Genomic DNA, 19127 nt, shown 5'->3' with positions numbered 1-19127 from the left:
GATCCACAGATCATTCGCCAGGTCATCCCCAGCTTGTCCAGAGCCTGGAGTGGATAACCTGGGGGGCGACGTGATATCCACACCATCGTTGAAGGCAAAAAAAACGCCGCCCGAAGGCGACGCTGTTTGGCGATGAAGATTCGCAGGCCAGTGCGGGAAACCGCATTAATCCGATGAATCGAGCAGACGAAACCGGCGTACGCTTTTTAGCACGTACTCACGCGGATTCGGTCGCTTGGGGCTCGCGCGCATCGACGCGTTCGCGCGCGGTTGGCAGCAACTGGCAGGCAAGCAGCCCTGCGAGCATCAGCGCGCAACCCACGAGCGCGCGAGTGCTAAGCGTCTCGCCAAGCGCGATCCAGCCCGCGAGCGCCGCGAACACGCCTTCCATGCTGAAGATCACCGCGGCGTGCGAGGGCGCCGCGTCGCGTTGCGCGACTACCTGGATCGTGTAGCCCACGCCCACGGAGAGCGCGCCGCCATAGAGAATGGCGGGCGCCGCGCGGACGATGCCGGCGAAATGCATGGGCTCGATCGCCACGCCGATGACGAGACAAACCAGCCCGCAGACGACGAACTGCACGATCGAGAGCAAGAGCGGGTCATGGCGCGGCGCGTAATGGCCCACGAGCATCACCTGAATGGAGATGACGAGCGCGCAGCCGAGCTGATACCAGTCGCCGTACATGATCGAAAAATGCTCGTTGATGCTCAGCAGATAGAGTCCGGCCGTCGCGAGAGCCGCGCCGATCCATGTGCCGGGGCCGGTGCGATGACGCAGCAGCACGCCCAGCATGGGCACGATGACGACATAGAGCGAGCTGATGAACCCGGCATTGGCGATCTTCGTATAGCGCAAGCCGATTTGCTGCGACGAGATGGCCACGGCGAGCACGAGCCCGAGCACCGCACCGGAGCGCAGCAGCGCGGTATCGATTCGGGGCTTGTAAACGTGGTCGGCCTGGTCGAGTCCCTGGCGCATGTGCTGCAGCCGGTACATCACGACGACAAATGCCGATACGACACCGGCCCCGAGCAGGAACCGCAGGCCGGTGAAGAGGAATGGGCCGATGGTATCGAGGCTCAGTCGTTGGGCGACGAACGCGGAGCCCCAAATCATGGCGGCGGCCAACATCAGAAGATTGGCGCGCAGGTGGTGACTGGCGGGATTCAAGCGGGATTTCAAGCGGGGAATTCTCGATTCTGGTGTGACTCTGCCATGGAGGCAGATCCGCAAGGTGAACATCCGTGCGAAACCTCGATCGTATCCGAATTGAAAGCAAAATGTCTCACCGAAAATACACTGGTCCAATTACGGATGACAAACGGCCTACGCTGCGTGATACTGCTTCGCGCGAATCGCCCGCCCAGATCGGCCAGCGGGCCGTTTCGCCGTATTGCAATGCTCAATTCACAACGTGCCGGTCATACCAGGTTTGGGGAACAACAGATGAAAAAGATTCTCGCCTCGCTCATCGCAGCATCCGTCGCACTGATTTCGGCTCAGGCTTTTGCTCAGGAAGCATCGGGTGCCGCTGCAGCAGCACCCGCAGCCAGCGCTCCGGCCAAGGCCAAGACCAAGAAGCAACACAAGACGCTCAAGCACCACGGCAAGCGCGCTCCGGTTGAGGAAGCTGCTTCGGCCGCCGGCACGAGCGGCAAGGGCACGGCGAACTAAAGCATTCGTCGGGCCGCGCGGCAACGGGCGCGGCAGATGGAAAGAAAAAAGCCAGGGCACGTGCCCTGGCTTTTTTGTCCCCGTTTGGGGTGCTTTATATGGCGCTTATTTCACGCGTCATGCGCGAGCCCGGCTTCGAGCAATTCCGTCAAAAGACCGGTCATGCCCTGCGGATGGCTTTGTGCGCGAACTTTCAGCTTTTCCACCAGATCGGCGTTGAGCTTGCACGCAAACGGCACGAGGCCGGCGGCCTGATCGAGCTTGCGCTGCTCGCGGCGGTCGAGCGCCGCTGGCGCCGAGTCCTTGCCGAAGCGGTCGGGGCCGGCTTTGTGAGTCGATTGCATCAGTTTGAGCGCCTTGTTTTTTTCAAGGTCGAATTTCTTCATGGCCATGGGTTCGGCTCCGAGTTTGGGCAGTGGCGCGCATTGTACGCAAACGCCCGCGCGCGTCCATCGCGGCGGGGCGCATCAAGGTGCCGCGCTGCCGTTGTGATTGCCGTTGCCGACGTTGGTGTTGTCACGCACCTCGTCGATCAGCGCACGCATGCGCTGCCAGTGCGAACCCTCCCAGAATACCCGCTCGCAGACGTCGCAAGTGACGAAGCGCGTATGCCGCTCGAACACGCCGGCGGGCACGCGCGAGCGCACCTCGGCGCGCGCGATGTGGCGCAGCGGGGCGTTGCATGCGAGGCAGAGCCGGAACGGCCGCACGCTCGCAGCGAGATCGAGCCGCTCGAAGAGTTCGTGGAGCTGCGCGCGCGGCTTGAGCGCGCGCACGTAGCAGCCGTGCGTGATGCTGCGCCGCTTGAGCAGCTCGCGGTCGCGTGTAAGGACGATGCGGTGTTCGGTCAGGGCGAGCGATTCGATGGCGTCGTCGGCGAAATGGTTGTCGTAAAGCGTGTCGAATCCCACTAGCCGCAATAGCTGCGCGAGGCCGCCCAGATGGGCGTCGGCGATGAAGCGCAGCTCCCGCAGCGGGCTTGCGCGCACGCGCAGCAAGGGCCGGATGTCGAGCGCCTCGAACTTCGGATAGACGGCCACGCGGTCGCCATCCGCGAGCGGATGATCGAATCCCACCGATTCGCCGTTCACGAGGATCAGTTCCACTTCGGTGTGCGGCACTCCGAGCGCCTCGATCATGTGCTTCGCCGTGGCATCGCGCGCGCACGCGCAGCTGAACGCGCGCCGGCGCAGCGGCCGCGCGAGAAAATCGTTCAGCTCCTCGTAGAAGCGGAAAGTGGCGGTGACCATGGCGCCAGTATCGCACCGGCGCGTGCGCCGGGTGGTGCCCGGATGTGCTGCAAGATGCACTGCGGCGGCGGGCGTACTGTGTTCTACTCGCGTTTTTCACCACGAGGAGCAGGCGATGGATATCGGCTTTATCGGCCTTGGAGAAATGGGGGCCGTGATGGTCGCGAACTTGCTGAAGGCCGGGCACACGGTGCGCGTCTGGAACCGCACGCCGGCGAAGGCGCAGGCGCTGGCCGACGCGGGCGCGCGCGTGGTCGCGTCCCCGGCCGAGGCGTTCGGCGGCGACGCCGTGATGTCCATGCTCGCCGACGACGCGGCGCTGCGCGAAGTGTTTGACGCCGCGCTGCTCGCGCACGCGCCTCGCGGTCTCGTGCACGTGAACATGGCGACGATTTCGGTCGCGCTTGCCGAGACGCTCGCGCGCGAGCACGCGGAATTGGGCCTTCACTATGTAGCGGCACCCGTGCTCGGCCGGCCCGACGTCGCCGCGGCAGCGAAGTTGACGATCATCGCGGCGGGCGCCGCCGAAGCCATCGACCGCGTGCAACCGCTCTTCGACGCCATCGGCCAGAAGACCTGGCGCATCGGCGCGCTGCCGCAACAGGCGAACGTGATGAAGCTGGCCGCGAACTTCATGCTGGCGGCGGCAGTGGAGGCGCTCGGCGAGGCGGCGGCGCTGCTGGGCGGCCACGGCGTGGCGATGCGCGATTTCCTCGACGTGGTCACGGGCGGGCCGTTTCCGGGACCCGTTTACGCGGGCTATGGCGGCATGATCGCGGAGGGTCGCTACGAGCCGGCGCAGTTCAAGGCGCGCCTCGGCCTGAAGGATGTGCGGCTCGCGCTGGAGGCCGCCGACGCGGTCGCGACGCCGCTGCCCGTCGCGAGCGTGCTGCGCGACAGTTTGCTCGATGCCGTTGCACACGGCGACGGAGAAAGCGATTTCGCGGTGCTCGGCAAGGTTGCGGCGCGCCGGGCGGGGCGTGCTTGATCGGCGCGGTCAAAATCCTCGGGGCTCGCGCGCTGACGCACACAGCGAGGACCGGCGCGGGGGGATAATGTGGGACGAATAAGGCGCTTGGACAAGGGTTGACGGCAAGGCTCCGCGCCACGCGAGCGTACGGGGAACGATGCAAATCAGTGGAACCAGTGGGAATGGAGACGGCGGATGGAGACGCGCATCCTGATCGCCGATCATGACGAGAAGTCGCTGGCAGGGCTCGGCACGTTGCTGGCCGACCTGCACTACGCGACCGCCATGGCGAAAACACTCGACGCCGCCGCCGAAGCCGCTGCGCGTTTCGTGCCGGACGTGGCGATCGTCGCGCTGTCGCTCGCACCCGATGGCGAGCCGGCCGCTCTCGTGCAGCGTCTGCGGGAAGCCTGCGGTGCGCGTGCGCCGCTTTTGATCGCGCTGAGCGGCTGGGGCGAGTCGCGCCACCGCGACGAAGCGCTTGCTGCCGGCTTCGACGTGCATCTGGTGCGCCCGGTGGGACTCGACCAGTTGACGTTCATTCTCTCGATGGTTTCCCAGTAGCGGCTGCCGGGGTTTCTCACGGACATCCCGGACCGCTCCTGCAGGCCGTGGGCACGCCGCGCGGACCTGTGGATTCCTATCCGGGTAATCCTGATCGTCATTTTTGTTGTTTATTAGCAACGTTCAGGGTCCATACTACTTTACATGTTGCATCGCACCAAGTAGTTCGATATACTTGTTTCTGTCTCCTCCATGTCTCCTCTGATATGGATTCAGCCCGCCAACCATGGCGGGCTTTTTTTTTTGCCTGTGCATTTCGCACAACGCCTGCACAAACAAAAAGACCCGGCATTTCGCAGTGCCGGGTCTTTTGCTGTTATCCGCCGCCGGGGATGCTGGATGGCTTGCCGCAGCCTCAGCCCTTCAGCCCGGTGTCCTCGGCCGCGCCGATCGCAAGGTTCATGCACTGAATCGCCGCGCCCGAAGCGCCCTTGCCCAGATTGTCCAGACGCGCGACGGTGACGAACTGCTCGTCGTTGCCGAACACGAACAGGTCGACGCGGTTGGTGTCGTTATTCGCCTGGACATCGAGCGCGCCCGAGTCCAGATTGGCCTCGGCGTCGAACGGCATCACGCGCACGAATTTTTCGCCGCGGTAGTACTCGGCGTAGAGCGCCAGCACGTCTTCGGGCTTGGCGCGGCGCGCGAGTTGCTGCGGCGAATAATAGGTCGTGACCGCGAGTCCCTTGTAGAACGGGCCCACGATCGGCGTGAACACGGGCGCGCTTGTCAGGCCGCCGTGAAACGCCATTTCCGGCAGATGCTTGTGCGTGAGGCCGAGCGCGTAGGGGCGCGGGCTCATGAGCTTCGCGTTGCCGCCGGCTTCGTACTCCGCGATCATCTTCTTGCCGCCGCCGCTGTAACCGGTGAGCGAGTAGGCGTGCGCCGCGAAATCGGGTGCCACGAGCCCAGCCTCGACGAGCGGGCGCATGGCCAGCACGAATGCCGACGCGTGGCAGCCCGGCACGGCGATGCGCCTGGCGCTGCGTACGCGCTCGCGCTGCGCGCGGGTCAGCTCGGGCAGGCCGTAGGCCCAGTCGGCATGGGTGCGGAAGGCCGTGCTCGCGTCGATGAGCACCGTGCGCTCGTTTTCGACCAGCGACGCCGACTCGCGCGAGGCGACGTCGGGCAGGCACAGGAAGGTCACGTCGGACGCGTTGATGAGGCGGCGGCGTTCCTCGACGTCCTTGCGCTTTGCCTCGTCGATCCGCAGGATCTCGACGTCGGCGCGCTGCGACAGGTATTCGAAAATCTTCAGGCCGGTCGTGCCTTCCTGTCCGTCGACAAAAACTTTCGTGCTCATCTCGGTCTCTCTGAAACTCGGGGATTGCGGGCGCTACCCGCCGCGCCAGCGAGGGTAGCCGCGCGGCGCTCACTCATGCGGCGCCGGAACGGTATTTTAAGACCGTTGGCCGCCCGACGTGCGGCGGCCGCCGGAAAAAAATCGGGAGGAACCCGTATCAAGCCGTGGCGGCCCGCCCGGCCAGCCAGCGGGCCGTAACGGCGGCGATGCGCGCGCCGAACGCCCGGGCGGTTTCGAGATCGCCGGCGGGCGGCGCTTCATCGGGCGAGGCGTCGGCGGGCGATTGCGCGAGCAGGCCCGTGAATCCCCCCACGAAGTTCAGGTCGTTGCGGGTGGCCGCCTTCGTGTTCGAGGGCATCATGCCGGTGCCCGACCAGATCATGCTGTGCTGCATCGCGAGCGTCACGAAATACTGGATGGTGGAGAACTTGTCGCCGTTCATCGTGGCGGAGTTCGTGAAGCCCGCAGCGATCTTGTCCTTCCATTTTTGCGTGAATCAGGCTTTAGAGCTTGCGTCGGCGAACTTCTTGAAGTCGGCGGACGGCCCGCCCATATAGGTCGGCGCGCCGAACACGATGGCGTCGGCGGCGTCGAGCTCGGCCCAGCCGGCATCGTCGATCTCGGCGACCGCGAGCAGCTTCGCATCTGCGCCCGCGCTTTGCAGCCCGGCGAACACGGCCTCGGCAAGTTTTTTTGTGTGGCCGTAGCCGCTGTGATACGCAATGACGATTCGAGACATGTACGACTCCAGCAGAAAGGTTGAACGACGAAAGGGGCGCTGGGGTTGCGCCGGGACTTCACGTGACATTCTGGTCGCTGCGATTCGTCCGGACTACGCACAAACCGTGCGACAGGCGTATATTTCAGCGCCCATACATAACAGTTATCCGCGCGCTGCCGAGCGCGGCGCCGTGAATCTGGTGATCGAACGCCATCGCGGGCCCGTCTGCGGAGAGCGCGAGTTTGTCGACCCCAAGTGCGTAGACGGTCACGATATAGCGGTGCGGCTTGCCCGGCGGCGGGCACGGGCCGCCGTAGCCGGTGCTGCCGAAGTCGTTGCGCGCCTCGAGCGCGCCGAGCTTTGTTATGGTGCCCGAGGCGCTGGCGTTTTCGGCCAGCGCATTCACGCGCGCCGGAATGTTGGCGACGGCCCAGTGCCACCATCCGCGGCCCGGCGCATCGGGATCGAAAACCGTGACCGCATAGCTGCGCGTGCCTGCCGGCGGATTGCGCCACGCCAATTGCGGCGACCGATTCGCGCCCGTGCAGCCGTTGTCGTTGAACACCTGCGGCGCGGCAACCCGTCCGCCGTCGCGAAAGTCCGCACTGCTGAGCGCAAACGTGCCTTGCGCGTGTGCATTCGCGCATGCCAGCGCGACGAGAGTAAGGCCTGCGCCGATGGCGCGCAAAGACCTGGCGGACAGCAACGGGGAACATGCGCGTGCATGGGTGCATGGAGCTAGCATGGAAGCAGTTCTCCTGTATGTTGGTTAAAGACGCATGACACACTGCCGACGGGGTGTTTAGAATTGTGTGCCACACTGAACTTCGTTCAATAATAAGGCGTTAAGCTAACGCGTTTTGGCCGTCTGAAGGTCGCGCGCGCGCGAAAATCGGCTATAGTCGCCTGCTTTCCTGCCCACGCAAAAGACGATGTTTCGGCAACGAGCGGTTTCTCGGGCAACTGGCCGACCACAAAGAAAGATGACCAGGACGGTCTCCACGGAGGGGTAATGCAGCAGCCAATCAGGGTCGTAGTCGCGGACGATCATCCGGTGATCTTGTTCGGCGCCGAGCATGCGCTACTTAAGTTCCCGGGTATTCAGATCGTCGGCCGTGCCCGTCAGTCCACCGAACTGATCAAGGCGCTGCAGACCACGCCATGCGACGTGCTCGTCACGGACCTCGCCATGCCGGGCGGCCAGTACGGCGACGGCCTGCCGCTCATCGGCTATTTGCGCCGCAATTTCCCGAATATTCCCATCGTCGTCCTGACGATGCTCGAAAACGCGGCGCTCCTGAAGCGGCTGGGCGAACTCGGCGTGATCGCGGTGGTTCACAAGTCCGACGACCTGAGCCATATCGGACTCGCCGTGCAGCATGTGAGCCGTAATCTCGAATACATGAGCCCGCAGGTGAAGGTGGCGCTCGAATCATTGCGCATCAACAGCGGCGGCAAGAACGAGGAAGTCATCCTGTCGAAGCGGGAACTCGAAGTGGTGCGGCTTTTTGTTTCGGGCATGACGATCAAGGAAATTTCCGAGAAGCTCAATCGCAGCATCAAAACGATCAGCACTCAGAAGAACACGGCCATGCGCAAGCTCGGGCTCGATCGCGACTCGGAACTGTTTCAGTACGCACAGAGCAACGGCCTGCTCAATCTTTCATCGCATGCGCCTGACGACGGCGTGACTGGCGAAGCCGCGTCCTGAGCGCGCGCCGCCGCATGATGTTTTGCGCGGCGCATGAAAAAAGCCCATCTGCCTTTCGACAGATGGCTTTTTTGTTTGTGAGCGGTGCGCGCGGCGGACGAGTCGCGCGCACCGCTCGCAGACTTATTGCGGCGCCGAGGTCGCGCCGCCATGCGCCGCCGACCATTCGGCGGGAGCGTGGAGGAATTTCTCGACTTCGTCGAGCGTCTTCGTTTCGAAGTAGCCCGATTCCTTGGCGACGCGCAGCACGTCCCACCACGTGGCGAGCGCGTGCAGGTCGACGTCGATGTCTTTCAGGACCGAGACGCTTTCCTTGAAAATGTTGTAGTGGAACAGCACGAAGCAGTGGTTCACCTGCGCGCCGGCGGTGCGCAGCGCGTTGATGAAGTTGATCTTGCTGCGGCTGTCGGTGGTCAGGTCCTCGACCAGCAGCACGCGCTGGCCTTCGGTGAGCAGACCTTCGATTTGCGCGTTGCGGCCAAAGCCCTTCGGCTTCTTGCGCACGTACTGCATCGGCACCATCAGGCGGTCCGAGAGCCACGCCGCGAACGGAATGCCCGCGGTTTCGCCGCCGGCCACGGCGTCGATCTGCTCGTAGCCGACGTCGCGCAGAATGGTGGCCTCAGCCATTTCCATCAAGCCGCGGCGCACGCGCGGATACGAGATCAGCCTGCGGCAGTCGATATAGACCGGGCTCGCCCAGCCGGAAGTGAAGATGAAGGGTTTTTCGGCGTTGAAGTGCACGGCCTTCACTTCGAGCAGCATTTTCGCGGTTGCGTCCGAGATCGTCTGGCGATCGTAGCCTGTCATGGGCGAATCCTTGGATAGATGAATGCGGAGGAGGGCGGGCGCTGGGCCCGGTGGCGCTGGCACGGCGAGTCTGCGCGGCATGCAGCGGAACTCGCGATGCACGGCCCGGATGGCGTCGATCGTCAGAGGTTTGGCTTCTGGCGACTCGCTCGCTCCGGACGGCTTTTCTTGCGCGCGTAGGCGGGTATTTTACCCGACTTGACCTTCGCCGACGAGTCGCGCTGACAGCGCACGCCGGCTTTATAGGGTGGGATGGGGTGCGCCCGGGGAGTGCGCCGGCCACGTCGCTCTGGTTGTGGCTGCGCGGGCACGCCAGTAAACTCACGCCGGTTTTCGTCTGGCCCGCGCCTTGCAAAGGATTGTCCGAATGACTGCCGCCTCCCGTCCTGAACCGAATCCCGGACCCCCTTCCGGGTCGTCGGAACTCTCGCCCGCCGATACCGCCATCGCGCCCGCCGCCGTCCCGCATACAGCAGGCGAAGCCCTGCATGCGGCGCCCGTGGGCGGCCACGCCGTGCGCGCGCTGATTGCCTCGGTGCTCGGCTACGCCATGGACGGTTTCGACTTGCTGATGCTCGGCTTCATGCTGCCCGCCATCAGCGCCGATCTGCATCTCTCGGGCGCGCAGGCCGGCTCGCTCGTCACATGGACGCTGGTGGGCGCAGTGGTGGGCGGCATCGTGTTCGGGCTGCTTTCTGACCGCTTCGGGCGCGTGCGCGTGCTGACCTGGACGATTCTGGTGTTCGCCGTCTTCACCGGGCTGTGCGCGCTTTCGCGCGGCTATGCCGATTTGCTGGTCTACCGGACGATCGCCGGCATCGGGCTCGGCGGCGAGTTCGGCATCGGCATGGCGCTGGTTGCCGAGGCCTGGCCCGACCGGCTGCGCGCGCGAGCGTCGTCGTATGTCGGGCTGGGCTGGCAGGTGGGCGTGCTCGCCGCGGCGCTACTCACGCCGTGGCTCTTGCCGCTGATCGGCTGGCGCGGCATGTTTGCGATCGGCCTGTTACCCGCCGTGGTGTCGTTCGTCGTGCGCCGGAGCGTGGAAGAACCCGAGTTGTTCGTGGCCCATCGGGCGCGTGTTGAGCGGATGCAGGCCCAGGCGCCTGCACGCGAGCGCGGCGCATGGCTGCGCGCGCTCCGGCTGCTGGTCGCCGACGCCCGCACGGCGCGCGCGAGTCTTGGCGTGACGGTGCTCTGCTCGGTGCAGAACTTTGGCTACTACGGGCTCATGATCTGGCTGCCCGCCTATCTTTCGAAGTCCTTTGGCTATTCGCTCACGAAGTCCGGCCTCTGGACCGCTGCGACCGTCGCGGGCATGGCGCTCGGAATCTGGCTTTTCGGCGTGGCGGCCGACCGCTTCGGGCGCCGGCCCACGTTCCTGTTCTATCAGGTGGGAGCGGTGGCGATGGTGTACGTCTACACCCATCTGAGCACGCCGTTCGCGCTGCTGATCGGCGGGGCGGCCATGGGCGTGTTTGTGAACGGCATGATCGGCGGCTATGGCGCGCTCATTTCGGAGCTCTATCCGACGGCCGCGCGCGCCACCGCCCAGAACGTCCTGTTCAACATCGGCCGGGCGGTGGGCGGCTTCGGGCCGCTGGCGGTCGGCGCGATGGCGGCCCGCTACTCATTCACGGCGGCGCTCGGCATGCTCGCGGCGATTTACGTGCTGGACATTCTCGCGACGCTTTTCCTGATTCCCGAACGGCGCGGCGCAGCGCTCGAATAAGCGCTGAAGTTCGCGAAGACGGTATATCGAGATGGGGCGCGATGTCACTCGAGTGTCTTGATGGCGTGCGTATGGGGCTTGATGCGAGGTCTGATGCGGGGCCCGATGCAACCTGATGCCGGGCGATGTGTCGCAAGCGTGACAGTGACTCCAGCGCGCTACAAATTCCCGGTATCAGTCTTTGCCCCGACTCGCTGCGAACATGGTGGGGTGTACACTATTCCCCCGCCATTTCGCCCGCGCCGTTTCGCCTATGGTCCGGGTCTGCCGCCGCCGCGTTGTTTGTTGCATGTGCGCAGGACCTGCCATCGCCGAGAGCCTGAGCGTCGCGCGATCCGGCGGGCCTACGAACATAAAATTTCACTCGTCTCTCACGTCCTGGCAGGCCCGAAAATGGATGAACAACTGAAGCAAAGCGCGCTCGCGTATCACCAGAATCCGAAGCCCGGCAAGATTTCGGTCACGCCTACCAAACCGCTCTCCAACCAGCTCGATCTCTCGCTCGCGTATTCGCCGGGCGTGGCCGCGGCTTGCGAGGCGATCCACGCCGATCCCCTCGATGCGCAGAAGTACACGTCGCGCGCCAACCTCGTCGGCGTCGTGACCAACGGCACGGCCGTGCTCGGTCTCGGCAACATCGGCCCGCTTGCGGCCAAGCCCGTGATGGAAGGCAAGGGCTGCCTGTTCAAGAAGTTCGCCGGCATCGACGTGTTCGACATCGAGCTCGACGAGAACGATCCGGACAAGCTCGTCGAAGCCATCGCCATGCTCGAGCCCACGCTCGGCGGCATCAACCTCGAGGACATCAAGGCGCCCGAGTGCTTCTACATCGAGCAGAAGCTGCGCGAGCGCATGAAGATCCCCGTCTTCCACGACGACCAGCATGGCACGGCCATCATCGCTTCGGCAGCCATCCTCAACGGCCTGAAGGTCGTGGGCAAGGAACTGGGCAGCGTGAAGCTCGTGTGCTCGGGCGCGGGCGCGGCGGCCATCGCCTGTCTGGATCTGCTCGTGAAGCTGGGTCTGAAGAAAGAGAACATCCTCGTTGCCGACTCGAAGGGCGTGATCTACGAAGGCCGCGGCAATCTCGATCCGTCCAAGGCGCGTTACGCCGCCAACACGCAAGCGCGCACGCTCGGCGACGCCACCAAGGGCGCCGACGTGTTCCTCGGCTGCTCGGGCGCGGGCGTGCTCAAGCCCGAGATGGTCAAGGAAATGGGCGACAAGCCGCTGATCCTGGCACTCGCGAACCCGGAGCCGGAAATCCGCCCGGAAGAAGCGAAGAAGGTGCGTCCGGACGCGATCATCGCCACGGGCCGTTCGGACTATCCGAACCAGGTCAACAACGTGCTGTGCTTCCCGTTCATCTTCCGCGGCGCGCTCGACGTGGGCGCGACCACCATCACGGAAGAGATGAAGCTCGCATGCGTGCGCGCGATCGCGGAACTCGCCGAGGAAACCGACCAGGGCGACGAAGTGGCCAAGGCCTATGAAGGCCACACGCTCGAATTCGGTCCGGAATATCTGATTCCGAAGCCCTTCGATCCGCGCCTCATCATCAAGATCGCGCCGGCAGTTGCACAGGCCGCGATGGAGTCGGGCGTGGCCACGCGCCCGATCGCCGACATGGACGCCTACCGCGAGCAGCTCGGCGCGACCGTCTACCGCTCGGGCATGGTGATGCGTCCGGTGTTTGCGGCGGCCAAGGCCAACTGCGCGCGCATCGTGTTCGCCGAGGGCGAGGACGAGCGCGTGCTGCGCGCCGCGCAGTTCGTGCTCACCGAAAAGATTGCGAAGCCCATCATCGTGGGCCGTCCTTCGGTGGTCGAGATGCGCCTGAAGAAGATGGGCTCGAAGCTGCGCCCGGGCACCGACTTCGAGATCGTCGATCCCGAAGACGATCCGCGCTTCCAGAAGAGCTGGCAGGCGTACCACGAGCTTGGTGCGCGCCATGGCATCACGCCCGACGTCGCGAAAGCGTCGATGCGCAAGTTCAACACGCTGATCGGCGCGATCCTCGTGCATCTGGGCGACGCGGACGGCATGATCTGCGGTCTGATGAACAGCTTCGACTATCACCTCAAGTACATCGAGCAGGTGCTGGGCAAGGCGGCCGACGCCGACAACTATGCAGCGATGAATCTGCTGATGCTGCCGGGCCGGAACCTCTTCATCAGCGACACCTACGTGAACGAGGTGCCGAGCGCCGAGCAACTCGCCGACATGACGATCCTGGCTGCGCGCGAGATCGAGAAGTTCGGCATTACGCCGAAGGTGGCGCTGCTGTCGAGCTCGAACTTCGGCAGCGTGCGTTCGTCGACCTCGCAGCGCATGCAGGCCGCGCGCGAGCTGATCGCGCAACGCGCGCCGCAACTCGAAGTCGATGGGGAAATGCACGGCGATGCGGCGCTCTCCGAACTGATCCGCAAGCAGTCGTTCCCGGGCACCACGCTCTCGGGCGAGGCGAACCTGCTGATCATGCCGAACGTGGAAGCGGCGAACATCGCGTACAACCTGCTGAAGGTGGTGGGCGGCGAAGGCGTGACGGTGGGCCCGTTCCTGCTGGGCGCGTCCAAGCCCGTGCACATTCTCACGCCGGCGGCGACGGTGCGACGCATCATCAACATGACGGCCGTGGCTTCTGCGAATGCCGCGGTGAACAAGGCCGCGCGCTAAGCGGGGTTTTGCGGGTTAGCCGAGGCTGGCGGCGTGCTGTCGGCCTCGTGCGATGAGAAGGGCGCTTCGCTTTTGGCGGAGCGCCCTTCGTTTTTTACGGCTTTGAATTTGCGATCAAGCCACGATCAAGCCACGATCAAGCCGCGTGGCGCGCTGTCCCGTTCTCCGGCGAACGCCACTTCGCGAGCAGCGTTGCCCACTTCGCGCGCGTGGCCTTGAGGTTGTTCTCCTTCACGTGGCCGTAGCCGCGAATCGCGTCGGGCAGATTCGCCAGTTCGATCGCGAGCGGGAGGTTCACCTCGCTCAACCCGCCGATGATTTCGCGCACGAGCGCTTCGTACTCGCCGATCAGTGCGCGCTCGTGGCGGCGCTCCTCGGTGCGGCCGAACGGATCGAGCGCCGTGCCGCGCAAGAACTTGAGCTTCGCGAGCACGCGCAGGGCCGTGAACATGCGCGGGCCGTACTGCTTCTTCACCAGATGGCCCTTTCCGTCGTGCTTCGCGAACGACGGCGGCGCGAGATGGAAGTTGAGCTTCCAGTCGCCCTCGAAGCTCGCCTTGAGTTTCTCGACGAACGCCGGATCGGCGTAAAGGCGCGCGACCTCGTACTCGTCCTTGTACGCCATCAGCTTGTGCAGGTTTTTCGCGACGGATTCGGTCAGCGGTTGCTCGTTCGGGCCGGCATCGGCGCGTTCGAGCTTCGCTTCGGCGCGGCGCACCTCGTCGACGAACGCCAGATAGCGCTGCGCATAGGCCTCGTTCTGATACGCGGCGAGATAGCGCGCGCGCTTTTCGATGAGCGTGTCGAGCGACCTGGGCGTGTGCAGCGAAACGATTTTCGCACCGCCGGCATCGGCGCCCGGCGCGGGCGATTTCACGAGCCGGTCCACGGCCTCGCGGTCGTGCGCGACGCGCCGGCCCCATTCGAACGCGGCGAGATTCTTTTCGACCTGCACCGCATTCAACTCGATCGCGCGCGTGAGCGACTCGTGCATGAGCGGCAGCCAGCCGCGCTGCCACGCGTAGCCAAGCACGAACGGGTTGGTGTAGATCGCATCGCCGAGCAGGGCGAGCGCATAGCGGTTCGCATCGACGGTGGCGACGTTGTCGGCGCCGGCCGCCGCACGCACGTCGGCTTCGGTGCTGGAGCCCGGGAATCGCCACTGCGGGTTCTTGATGAACTCGGCGGTGGGCGTGGGTGCGCTGTTGAGCACGACGTGCGTCTGACCTTCCTGCATGCGCGAAACGCAGTCGTCGCTGGCCGTCACGATGGCGTCGCAGCCGATCACGAGCCCCGCCTCGCCCATGGCGATGCGCGTCGCGTGGATGTCCGCGGGGCGGTTGGCGATCTGCACGTGGCTCATCACCGCGCCGCCCTTTTGCGCGAGGCCGGTGACGTCGAGCACGGTTACGCCCTTTGCTTCGAGGTGCGCGGCCATGCCGAGCAGCGCGCCGATCGTCACCACGCCGGTGCCGCCCACCCCCGTCACGAGCACGCCATAGGGCTGGCCGATCGCGGGCACCTCGGGCCTCGGCACGGGCGGCATCGCGTCGCTCACCACGGTGTTCGATTTCGGCTTGCGCAACTGGCCGCCTTCGACCGTGACAAAGCTCGGGCAGAAGCCCTTCACGCACGAGAAGTCCTTGTTGCAGGTGGACTGGTTGATCTTGCGCTTGGTGCCGTATTCGGTGTCGAGCGGCTCGACGCTCAAGCAATTCGATTGCACGGAGCAATCGCCACAGCCTTCGCAGACCGCTTCGTTGATGACGACGCGTTTCGCCGGATCGGGATACGTGCCGCGTTTGCGGCGGCGGCGCTTCTCGGTTGCGCAGGTCTGGTCGTAGATCAGGATGGTGGTGCCGGCAATCTCGCGCAGCTCGCGCTGGATCGCGTCGAGCTGATCGCGATGGTGGATCGTCACGCCTGGTGCGAGTGTGGTGACGCCCTGATACTTCTCGGGCTCGTCGGTCACGATCACGATCTTCGCCGCGCCTTCGGAGGCGAGCTGATGTGTGATCTGCGGCACGGTGAGCACGCCGTCCACGGGTTGGCCGCCCGTCATGGCGACCGCGTCGTTGTAGAGGATCTTGTAGGTGATGTTTGCCTTCGAGGCGATCGCCGCGCGGATCGCGAGCAGGCCCGAGTGGAAGTAGGTGCCGTCGCCGAGGTTCGCGAACACATGCTTGTCGTTCGTGAACGGCGCCTGGCCGACCCACGCCACGCCTTCGCCGCCCATCTGGCTGAAGGTGCTCGTGCTGCGGTCCATCCACACGGTCATGTAGTGGCAGCCGATGCCGGCCATCGCGCGCGAGCCTTCGGGCACATTGGTCGACGTGTTGTGCGGGCAGCCCGAGCAGAACCACGGCTTGCGCTCGACCTGCACGCGCGGCTTCGCGAGCGCTTTTTCCTTCGCTTCGATCACCGCGATGCGCGACGCGATGCGCGCGCGCACGTCGGAGGGCAGATCGAGCTTGTCGAGGCGCGTGGCGATAGCCTTGGCGATGATCGCGGGCGACAGCTCGTAGTGCGCGGGCAGCAGCCAGTTGCCCATCGGCACCGACCATTCGCCGCCGGCGCCATCCTTTTCGTCGAACTTGCCGTACACGCGCGGACGCTGCGCGTCCGGCCAGTTGTACAACTCTTCCTTGATCGCGTACTCGAGAATCTGGCGCTTTTCCTCGACCACGAGAATCTCTTCGAGCCCGCGCGCGAACGCATGCGCGCCCTGGGCTTCGAGCGGCCACACGCAGCCCACCTTGTAGAGCCGGATGCCGATGCGCGAGCAGGTTTCATCGTCGAGGCCGAGGTCGGTGAGCGCCTGGCGCACGTCGAGATAGGCCTTGCCGCCGGTAATGATGCCAAAGCGCGCGTGCGGCGAATCGATCTCGATGCGATCGAGCTTGTTGGCCCGCACGTAGGCGAGGCCCGCGTACCACTTGTAGTCGAGCAGCCGCGCCTCCTGCACGAGCGGCGGATCGGGCCAGCGGATGTTCAGGCCGCCCTCGGGCATCGCGAAGTCTTCGGGCAGGACGATGCGGGTGCGATGCGGATCGATCTCCACCGATGCCGACGATTCGACCACGTCGGTCACGCACTTCATCGCGACCCAGAGACCCGAGTAGCGGCTCATTGCCCAGCCGTGCAGCCCGAAGTCGAGATACTCCTGCACGTTCGAGGGGAACAGCACCGGCAGTCCGCAGGCCTTGAAGATGTGTTCGGACTGGTGCGCGAGCGTGGACGACTTGGCGGCATGGTCGTCGCCGGCGAGCACGAGCACGCCGCCGTGGGGCGACGAGCCGGCGGAATTGCCGTGCTTGAAGACGTCGCCGCAGCGGTCGACGCCGGGGCCCTTGCCGTACCACATGGAAAACACGCCGTCGTATTTCGCCGATGGGTACAGGTTCACCTGCTGCGAACCCCATACGGCGGTCGCGGCGAGGTCTTCATTGACGCCGGGTTGAAATACGATTTGATGGGCGGCGAGATGCTGCTTCGCCTTCCAGAGCGACTGATCGAGACCGCCCAGGGGCGAGCCGCGATAGCCTGAAATGAACCCCGCGGTATTGAGACCGGCGGCCTTGTCGCGTTCCTGCTGCAGCATCGGCAGACGGACCAGCGCCTGGATGCCGCTCATGTACGCGCGGCCGCGTTCGAGGGTGTATTTGTCGTCGAGCGTGACGGAAGCGAGTGCGGCTTCGAGCGAAGCGCGCTGACCGGCTTCTAGCGGGGCATTCATTATGTGTCTTCCTCCATCGAACCAATCCGTTCAATCCGTTGTGGGATCGCCAGAACTTCGGGGGACCTTGGCGTCTTGTGGACGCGTTGGCCGAGGCTCGCCATCGTGGCTTCTTTTGAGCGATGGTAGCACTCGGGCAAACCCGCCGCCCCCACGGGAAACCCTGCATGAATCGTGCGCGTCACCGGGCTCTGTCGGGCCGAATTCAGTGGCCGGGTAAGGACGCTGAAAGGCCTGAAGGGGCCGTGTAACAAAGGATGCGTCGGAGTTGGGCGCGAGGTAACGGCATGTAAAAGTTGCACCGCAGCGGGCGATTCTTGAATATCCTCTCTCACTCCCTCATTTGTGCAAACCGCGACGCGCCCGAGAAATTCAGGGTGCGAACGTGCCATTGCGCAGTGAAAGGTTGTTTCAAAATAGGAGTACCGCATGAACAATCGACATATCCAGACCTTCCTGATGGTCTCGGCCGCGTTCTTCGCCATGAGCGCGCCCCTGCATTCGAACGCCAGCACGAAAAGCGGCGCGAATGCATCGACGTCGTGCGCGCAGTACACGCTGTGTGCAAAGGCTGACTCGAACACCACGCCGGCTGTGAAGGTCGGGCCGAGCGTCAAACGTTGATCCCGATGCCGCGCTGATCCGCGCAGCATTCCATTCATCCGAATCCGTTGCGGGGTGTGCGGCGGCGGATTCCAAAACTAAAAAGGGCGAAGATCATGCGATCTTCGCCCTTTTTGCATACTGAAGCGTGGAATTTCGTCAGGCTCAGGCCTTGTCTTTCACCACGCCGCGGCGGATCTGGTCGAGTTCGATCGATTCGAACAGCGCCTTGAAGTTGCCCTCGCCGAAGCCCTGATTCCCCTTGCGCTGAATGATCTCGAAGAAGATCGGCCCAATCTGGTTCTCGGTGAAAATCTGCAGCAGCAGGTCTTCAGGCATCCCGTCGATCAGGATCTTGCGCTTCTTGAGTTCGTCCAGCGGCTCGCCGTGATTCGGAATGCGGCGGTCCACAAGTTCGTAATAGGTATCGATCGTATCGAGCAGCGCGATCTGCGAGGCGCGCAGGCCATCCACCGTACGGTAGATGTCATTGGTGCCGAGCGCGATGTGCTGGATGCCTTCGCCGTGGTACGCGTCGAGATATTCCTGGATCTGGCCGGCCGTCTCGCCGCCTTCCTCATTGATCGGAATGCGGATCTTGCCGCAGGGCGAGGTCATTGCCTTCGACTTCACGCCCGTCACCTTGCCTTCGATGTCGAAGTAACGGATTTCGCGGAAGTTGAAGAGGCGCTCGTAGAACTCCGCCCATTCGTTCATGCGGCCGCGATGCACGTTGTGCGTGAGGTGGTCGATGTAGGTGAGGCCATGTCCCGTCGGGTTTTGCTCGGCGCCCGGAATCGGCTCGAAGTCGACGTCATAGATGCTGATGTCGCCGATGCTGCCCGGCGCCGCGCCGTTCTTGCCGCGCCAGCGGTCGACGAAATAGATCAGCGAGTCGCCGATGCCCTTGATCGCCGGGATGTTCAGCTCCATCGGGCCGGTCTTGTTGTCGAAGCCCCAGGCGCCCAGTTCGAGCGCGTGCTTGTACGCCTTGGCGGCGTCTTGCACGCGGAACGCAATCGCGCAGATCGACGGGCCATGCAGGCGCGCGAAACGCTGTGCGAACGAATCCGGCTCGCCGTTGACGATGAAGTTGATGTCGCCCTGGCGGTAAAGCGTCACGTCCTTGTGCCGATGGCGCGCAACGGCGGTGAAGCCCATGCGTTCGAACAACTTGCCGAGCGCCTTGGGATCCGGCGCGGTGTATTCGATGAACTCGAAGCCGTCGGTGCCGACGGGGTTCTCCCAATGAGGGACTTGCATGGCTGTCTCCTTGCCGATCGCGGAATGGTGATTTCGTGCGGCAAAGTGTAGCTGTCCAGATTGGGCAAAAGCTTGCGAGTTGAGTCTGTCAGCCAGTGATTTGCGCTATAAAC

The 19127-nt window shown here is 64.4% G+C and carries 15 protein-coding genes and 1 pseudogene; 7 read left to right on the top strand and 9 right to left on the bottom strand.

Translation table 11 applies throughout. From position 1 onward, the window contains the following. Positions 1-217: 217 nt before the first annotated feature. Positions 218-1135 carry a DMT family transporter gene (locus P5W99_RS14120; RefSeq protein ID WP_421025285.1) on the bottom strand — a complete coding sequence of 306 codons (918 nt, stop codon included), beginning with the start codon at positions 1133-1135 and terminating at the stop codon, positions 218-220. A gap of 315 nt (positions 1136-1450) precedes the next feature. Here P5W99_RS14120 and P5W99_RS14115 point away from each other — a divergent pair, with 315 nt between their 5' ends. Continuing rightward, a complete protein-coding gene (locus P5W99_RS14115) occupies positions 1451-1678 on the top strand; it encodes a hypothetical protein (protein ID WP_421025284.1) in 228 nt (75 codons plus the stop codon). 110 nt (positions 1679-1788) lie between these two features. Here the strand turns inward: P5W99_RS14115 and P5W99_RS14110 are convergent, their stop codons facing one another. Together P5W99_RS14110 and P5W99_RS14105 are read right to left on the bottom strand one after the other, a co-directional pair. Next, positions 1789-2070 carry a hypothetical protein gene (locus P5W99_RS14110; protein WP_421024955.1) on the bottom strand — a complete coding sequence of 94 codons (282 nt, stop codon included), beginning with the start codon at positions 2068-2070 and terminating at the stop codon, positions 1789-1791. 75 nt (positions 2071-2145) lie between these two features. Then, the gene (locus P5W99_RS14105; RefSeq protein WP_421024954.1) at positions 2146-2928 is read right to left on the bottom strand and encodes a Mut7-C RNAse domain-containing protein; all 783 of its coding nucleotides are present in this window, start codon (positions 2926-2928) and stop codon (positions 2146-2148) included. 115 nt (positions 2929-3043) lie between these two features. Here P5W99_RS14105 and P5W99_RS14100 point away from each other — a divergent pair, with 115 nt between their 5' ends. Beyond that, positions 3044-3916 carry an NAD(P)-dependent oxidoreductase gene (locus P5W99_RS14100; protein WP_434661215.1) on the top strand — a complete coding sequence of 291 codons (873 nt, stop codon included), beginning with the start codon at positions 3044-3046 and terminating at the stop codon, positions 3914-3916. Between the two features lie 177 nt (positions 3917-4093). After that, positions 4094-4462: a response regulator gene (locus P5W99_RS14095; protein WP_421024952.1), complete on the top strand. Its 369-nt coding sequence runs from the start codon at positions 4094-4096 to the stop codon at positions 4460-4462. A 355-nt stretch (positions 4463-4817) separates the two neighbouring features. Here P5W99_RS14095 and argC read toward each other — a convergent pair whose 3' ends face one another. From argC to P5W99_RS14080, 3 genes and pseudogenes are all read right to left on the bottom strand, one after another. Continuing rightward, positions 4818-5765 carry an N-acetyl-gamma-glutamyl-phosphate reductase gene (gene argC / locus P5W99_RS14090; RefSeq protein ID WP_421024951.1) on the bottom strand — a complete coding sequence of 316 codons (948 nt, stop codon included), beginning with the start codon at positions 5763-5765 and terminating at the stop codon, positions 4818-4820. Between the two features lie 157 nt (positions 5766-5922). After that, a pseudogene (locus tag P5W99_RS14085) lies at positions 5923-6504 on the bottom strand (flavodoxin family protein). Between the two features lie 124 nt (positions 6505-6628). Continuing rightward, positions 6629-7231, bottom strand: a complete 603-nt coding sequence (locus tag P5W99_RS14080; RefSeq protein WP_421024949.1) for a YbhB/YbcL family Raf kinase inhibitor-like protein — start codon at positions 7229-7231, stop codon at positions 6629-6631. Positions 7232-7498: 267 nt separating this feature from the next. Here P5W99_RS14080 and P5W99_RS14075 point away from each other — a divergent pair, with 267 nt between their 5' ends. Continuing rightward, the gene (locus P5W99_RS14075) at positions 7499-8197 is read left to right on the top strand and encodes a response regulator (RefSeq protein WP_421024948.1); all 699 of its coding nucleotides are present in this window, start codon (positions 7499-7501) and stop codon (positions 8195-8197) included. 123 nt (positions 8198-8320) lie between these two features. Here P5W99_RS14075 and P5W99_RS14070 read toward each other — a convergent pair whose 3' ends face one another. Next, positions 8321-9007 (bottom strand): orotate phosphoribosyltransferase, encoded by a 687-nt coding sequence (locus P5W99_RS14070; RefSeq protein ID WP_421024947.1) that lies wholly within the window; start codon positions 9005-9007, stop codon positions 8321-8323. 550 nt (positions 9008-9557) lie between these two features. Between P5W99_RS14070 and P5W99_RS14065 the strand changes: the two genes are divergently transcribed. After that, on the top strand, positions 9558-10736 hold the full coding sequence (locus tag P5W99_RS14065; RefSeq protein WP_434662603.1) for an MFS transporter: 1179 nt from the start codon (positions 9558-9560) through the stop codon (positions 10734-10736). 393 nt (positions 10737-11129) lie between these two features. Beyond that, a complete protein-coding gene (locus P5W99_RS14060; RefSeq protein ID WP_421024946.1) occupies positions 11130-13412 on the top strand; it encodes an NADP-dependent malic enzyme in 2283 nt (760 codons plus the stop codon). Between the two features lie 136 nt (positions 13413-13548). On the opposite strand, the gene P5W99_RS14055 is transcribed toward P5W99_RS14060, so the two are convergent. Further along, positions 13549-17148: an indolepyruvate ferredoxin oxidoreductase family protein gene (locus P5W99_RS14055; protein ID WP_421024945.1), complete on the bottom strand. Its 3600-nt coding sequence runs from the start codon at positions 17146-17148 to the stop codon at positions 13549-13551. 429 nt (positions 17149-17577) lie between these two features. Between P5W99_RS14055 and P5W99_RS14050 the strand changes: the two genes are divergently transcribed. After that, positions 17578-17772, top strand: a complete 195-nt coding sequence (locus P5W99_RS14050; RefSeq protein ID WP_434661211.1) for a hypothetical protein — start codon at positions 17578-17580, stop codon at positions 17770-17772. A gap of 144 nt (positions 17773-17916) precedes the next feature. On the opposite strand, the gene hppD is transcribed toward P5W99_RS14050, so the two are convergent. Further along, complete coding sequence (gene hppD / locus P5W99_RS14045; RefSeq protein ID WP_421024943.1) at positions 17917-19014, bottom strand: 4-hydroxyphenylpyruvate dioxygenase; 1098 nt, start codon at positions 19012-19014, stop codon at positions 17917-17919. Positions 19015-19127 lie beyond the last annotated feature (113 nt).

The organism is Paraburkholderia sp. A3BS-1L, from assembly GCF_051125215.1.
Taxonomy (GTDB): domain Bacteria; phylum Pseudomonadota; class Gammaproteobacteria; order Burkholderiales; family Burkholderiaceae; genus Paraburkholderia.
The sequence above is the reverse complement of the archived record's forward strand: the minus strand, read 5'-3'. Positions and strand labels throughout refer to the sequence as shown.

Excerpts from the sequence above, each read along its gene's own strand:
- P5W99_RS14080 (WP_421024949.1), bottom strand. The coding sequence starts at position 7,231 with ATGCTAGCTCCATGCACCCATGCACGCGCATGTTCCCCGTTGCTGTCC.
- P5W99_RS14070 (WP_421024947.1), bottom strand. The coding sequence starts at position 9,007 with ATGACAGGCTACGATCGCCAGACGATCTCGGACGCAACCGCGAAAATG.
- P5W99_RS14105 (WP_421024954.1), bottom strand. The coding sequence starts at position 2,928 with ATGGTCACCGCCACTTTCCGCTTCTACGAGGAGCTGAACGATTTTCTC.
- P5W99_RS14055 (WP_421024945.1), bottom strand. The coding sequence starts at position 17,148 with ATGAATGCCCCGCTAGAAGCCGGTCAGCGCGCTTCGCTCGAAGCCGCA.
- P5W99_RS14110 (WP_421024955.1), bottom strand. The coding sequence starts at position 2,070 with ATGGCCATGAAGAAATTCGACCTTGAAAAAAACAAGGCGCTCAAACTG.
- P5W99_RS14065 (WP_434662603.1), top strand. The coding sequence starts at position 9,558 with ATGGACGGTTTCGACTTGCTGATGCTCGGCTTCATGCTGCCCGCCATC.
- P5W99_RS14075 (WP_421024948.1), top strand. The coding sequence starts at position 7,499 with ATGCAGCAGCCAATCAGGGTCGTAGTCGCGGACGATCATCCGGTGATC.
- P5W99_RS14060 (WP_421024946.1), top strand. The coding sequence starts at position 11,130 with ATGGATGAACAACTGAAGCAAAGCGCGCTCGCGTATCACCAGAATCCG.
- hppD (WP_421024943.1), bottom strand. The coding sequence starts at position 19,014 with ATGCAAGTCCCTCATTGGGAGAACCCCGTCGGCACCGACGGCTTCGAG.
- P5W99_RS14050 (WP_434661211.1), top strand. The coding sequence starts at position 17,578 with ATGAACAATCGACATATCCAGACCTTCCTGATGGTCTCGGCCGCGTTC.
- P5W99_RS14120 (WP_421025285.1), bottom strand. The coding sequence starts at position 1,135 with ATGTTGGCCGCCGCCATGATTTGGGGCTCCGCGTTCGTCGCCCAACGA.
- P5W99_RS14100 (WP_434661215.1), top strand. The coding sequence starts at position 3,044 with ATGGATATCGGCTTTATCGGCCTTGGAGAAATGGGGGCCGTGATGGTC.
- argC (WP_421024951.1), bottom strand. The coding sequence starts at position 5,765 with ATGAGCACGAAAGTTTTTGTCGACGGACAGGAAGGCACGACCGGCCTG.
- P5W99_RS14115 (WP_421025284.1), top strand. The coding sequence starts at position 1,451 with ATGAAAAAGATTCTCGCCTCGCTCATCGCAGCATCCGTCGCACTGATT.
- P5W99_RS14095 (WP_421024952.1), top strand. The coding sequence starts at position 4,094 with ATGGAGACGCGCATCCTGATCGCCGATCATGACGAGAAGTCGCTGGCA.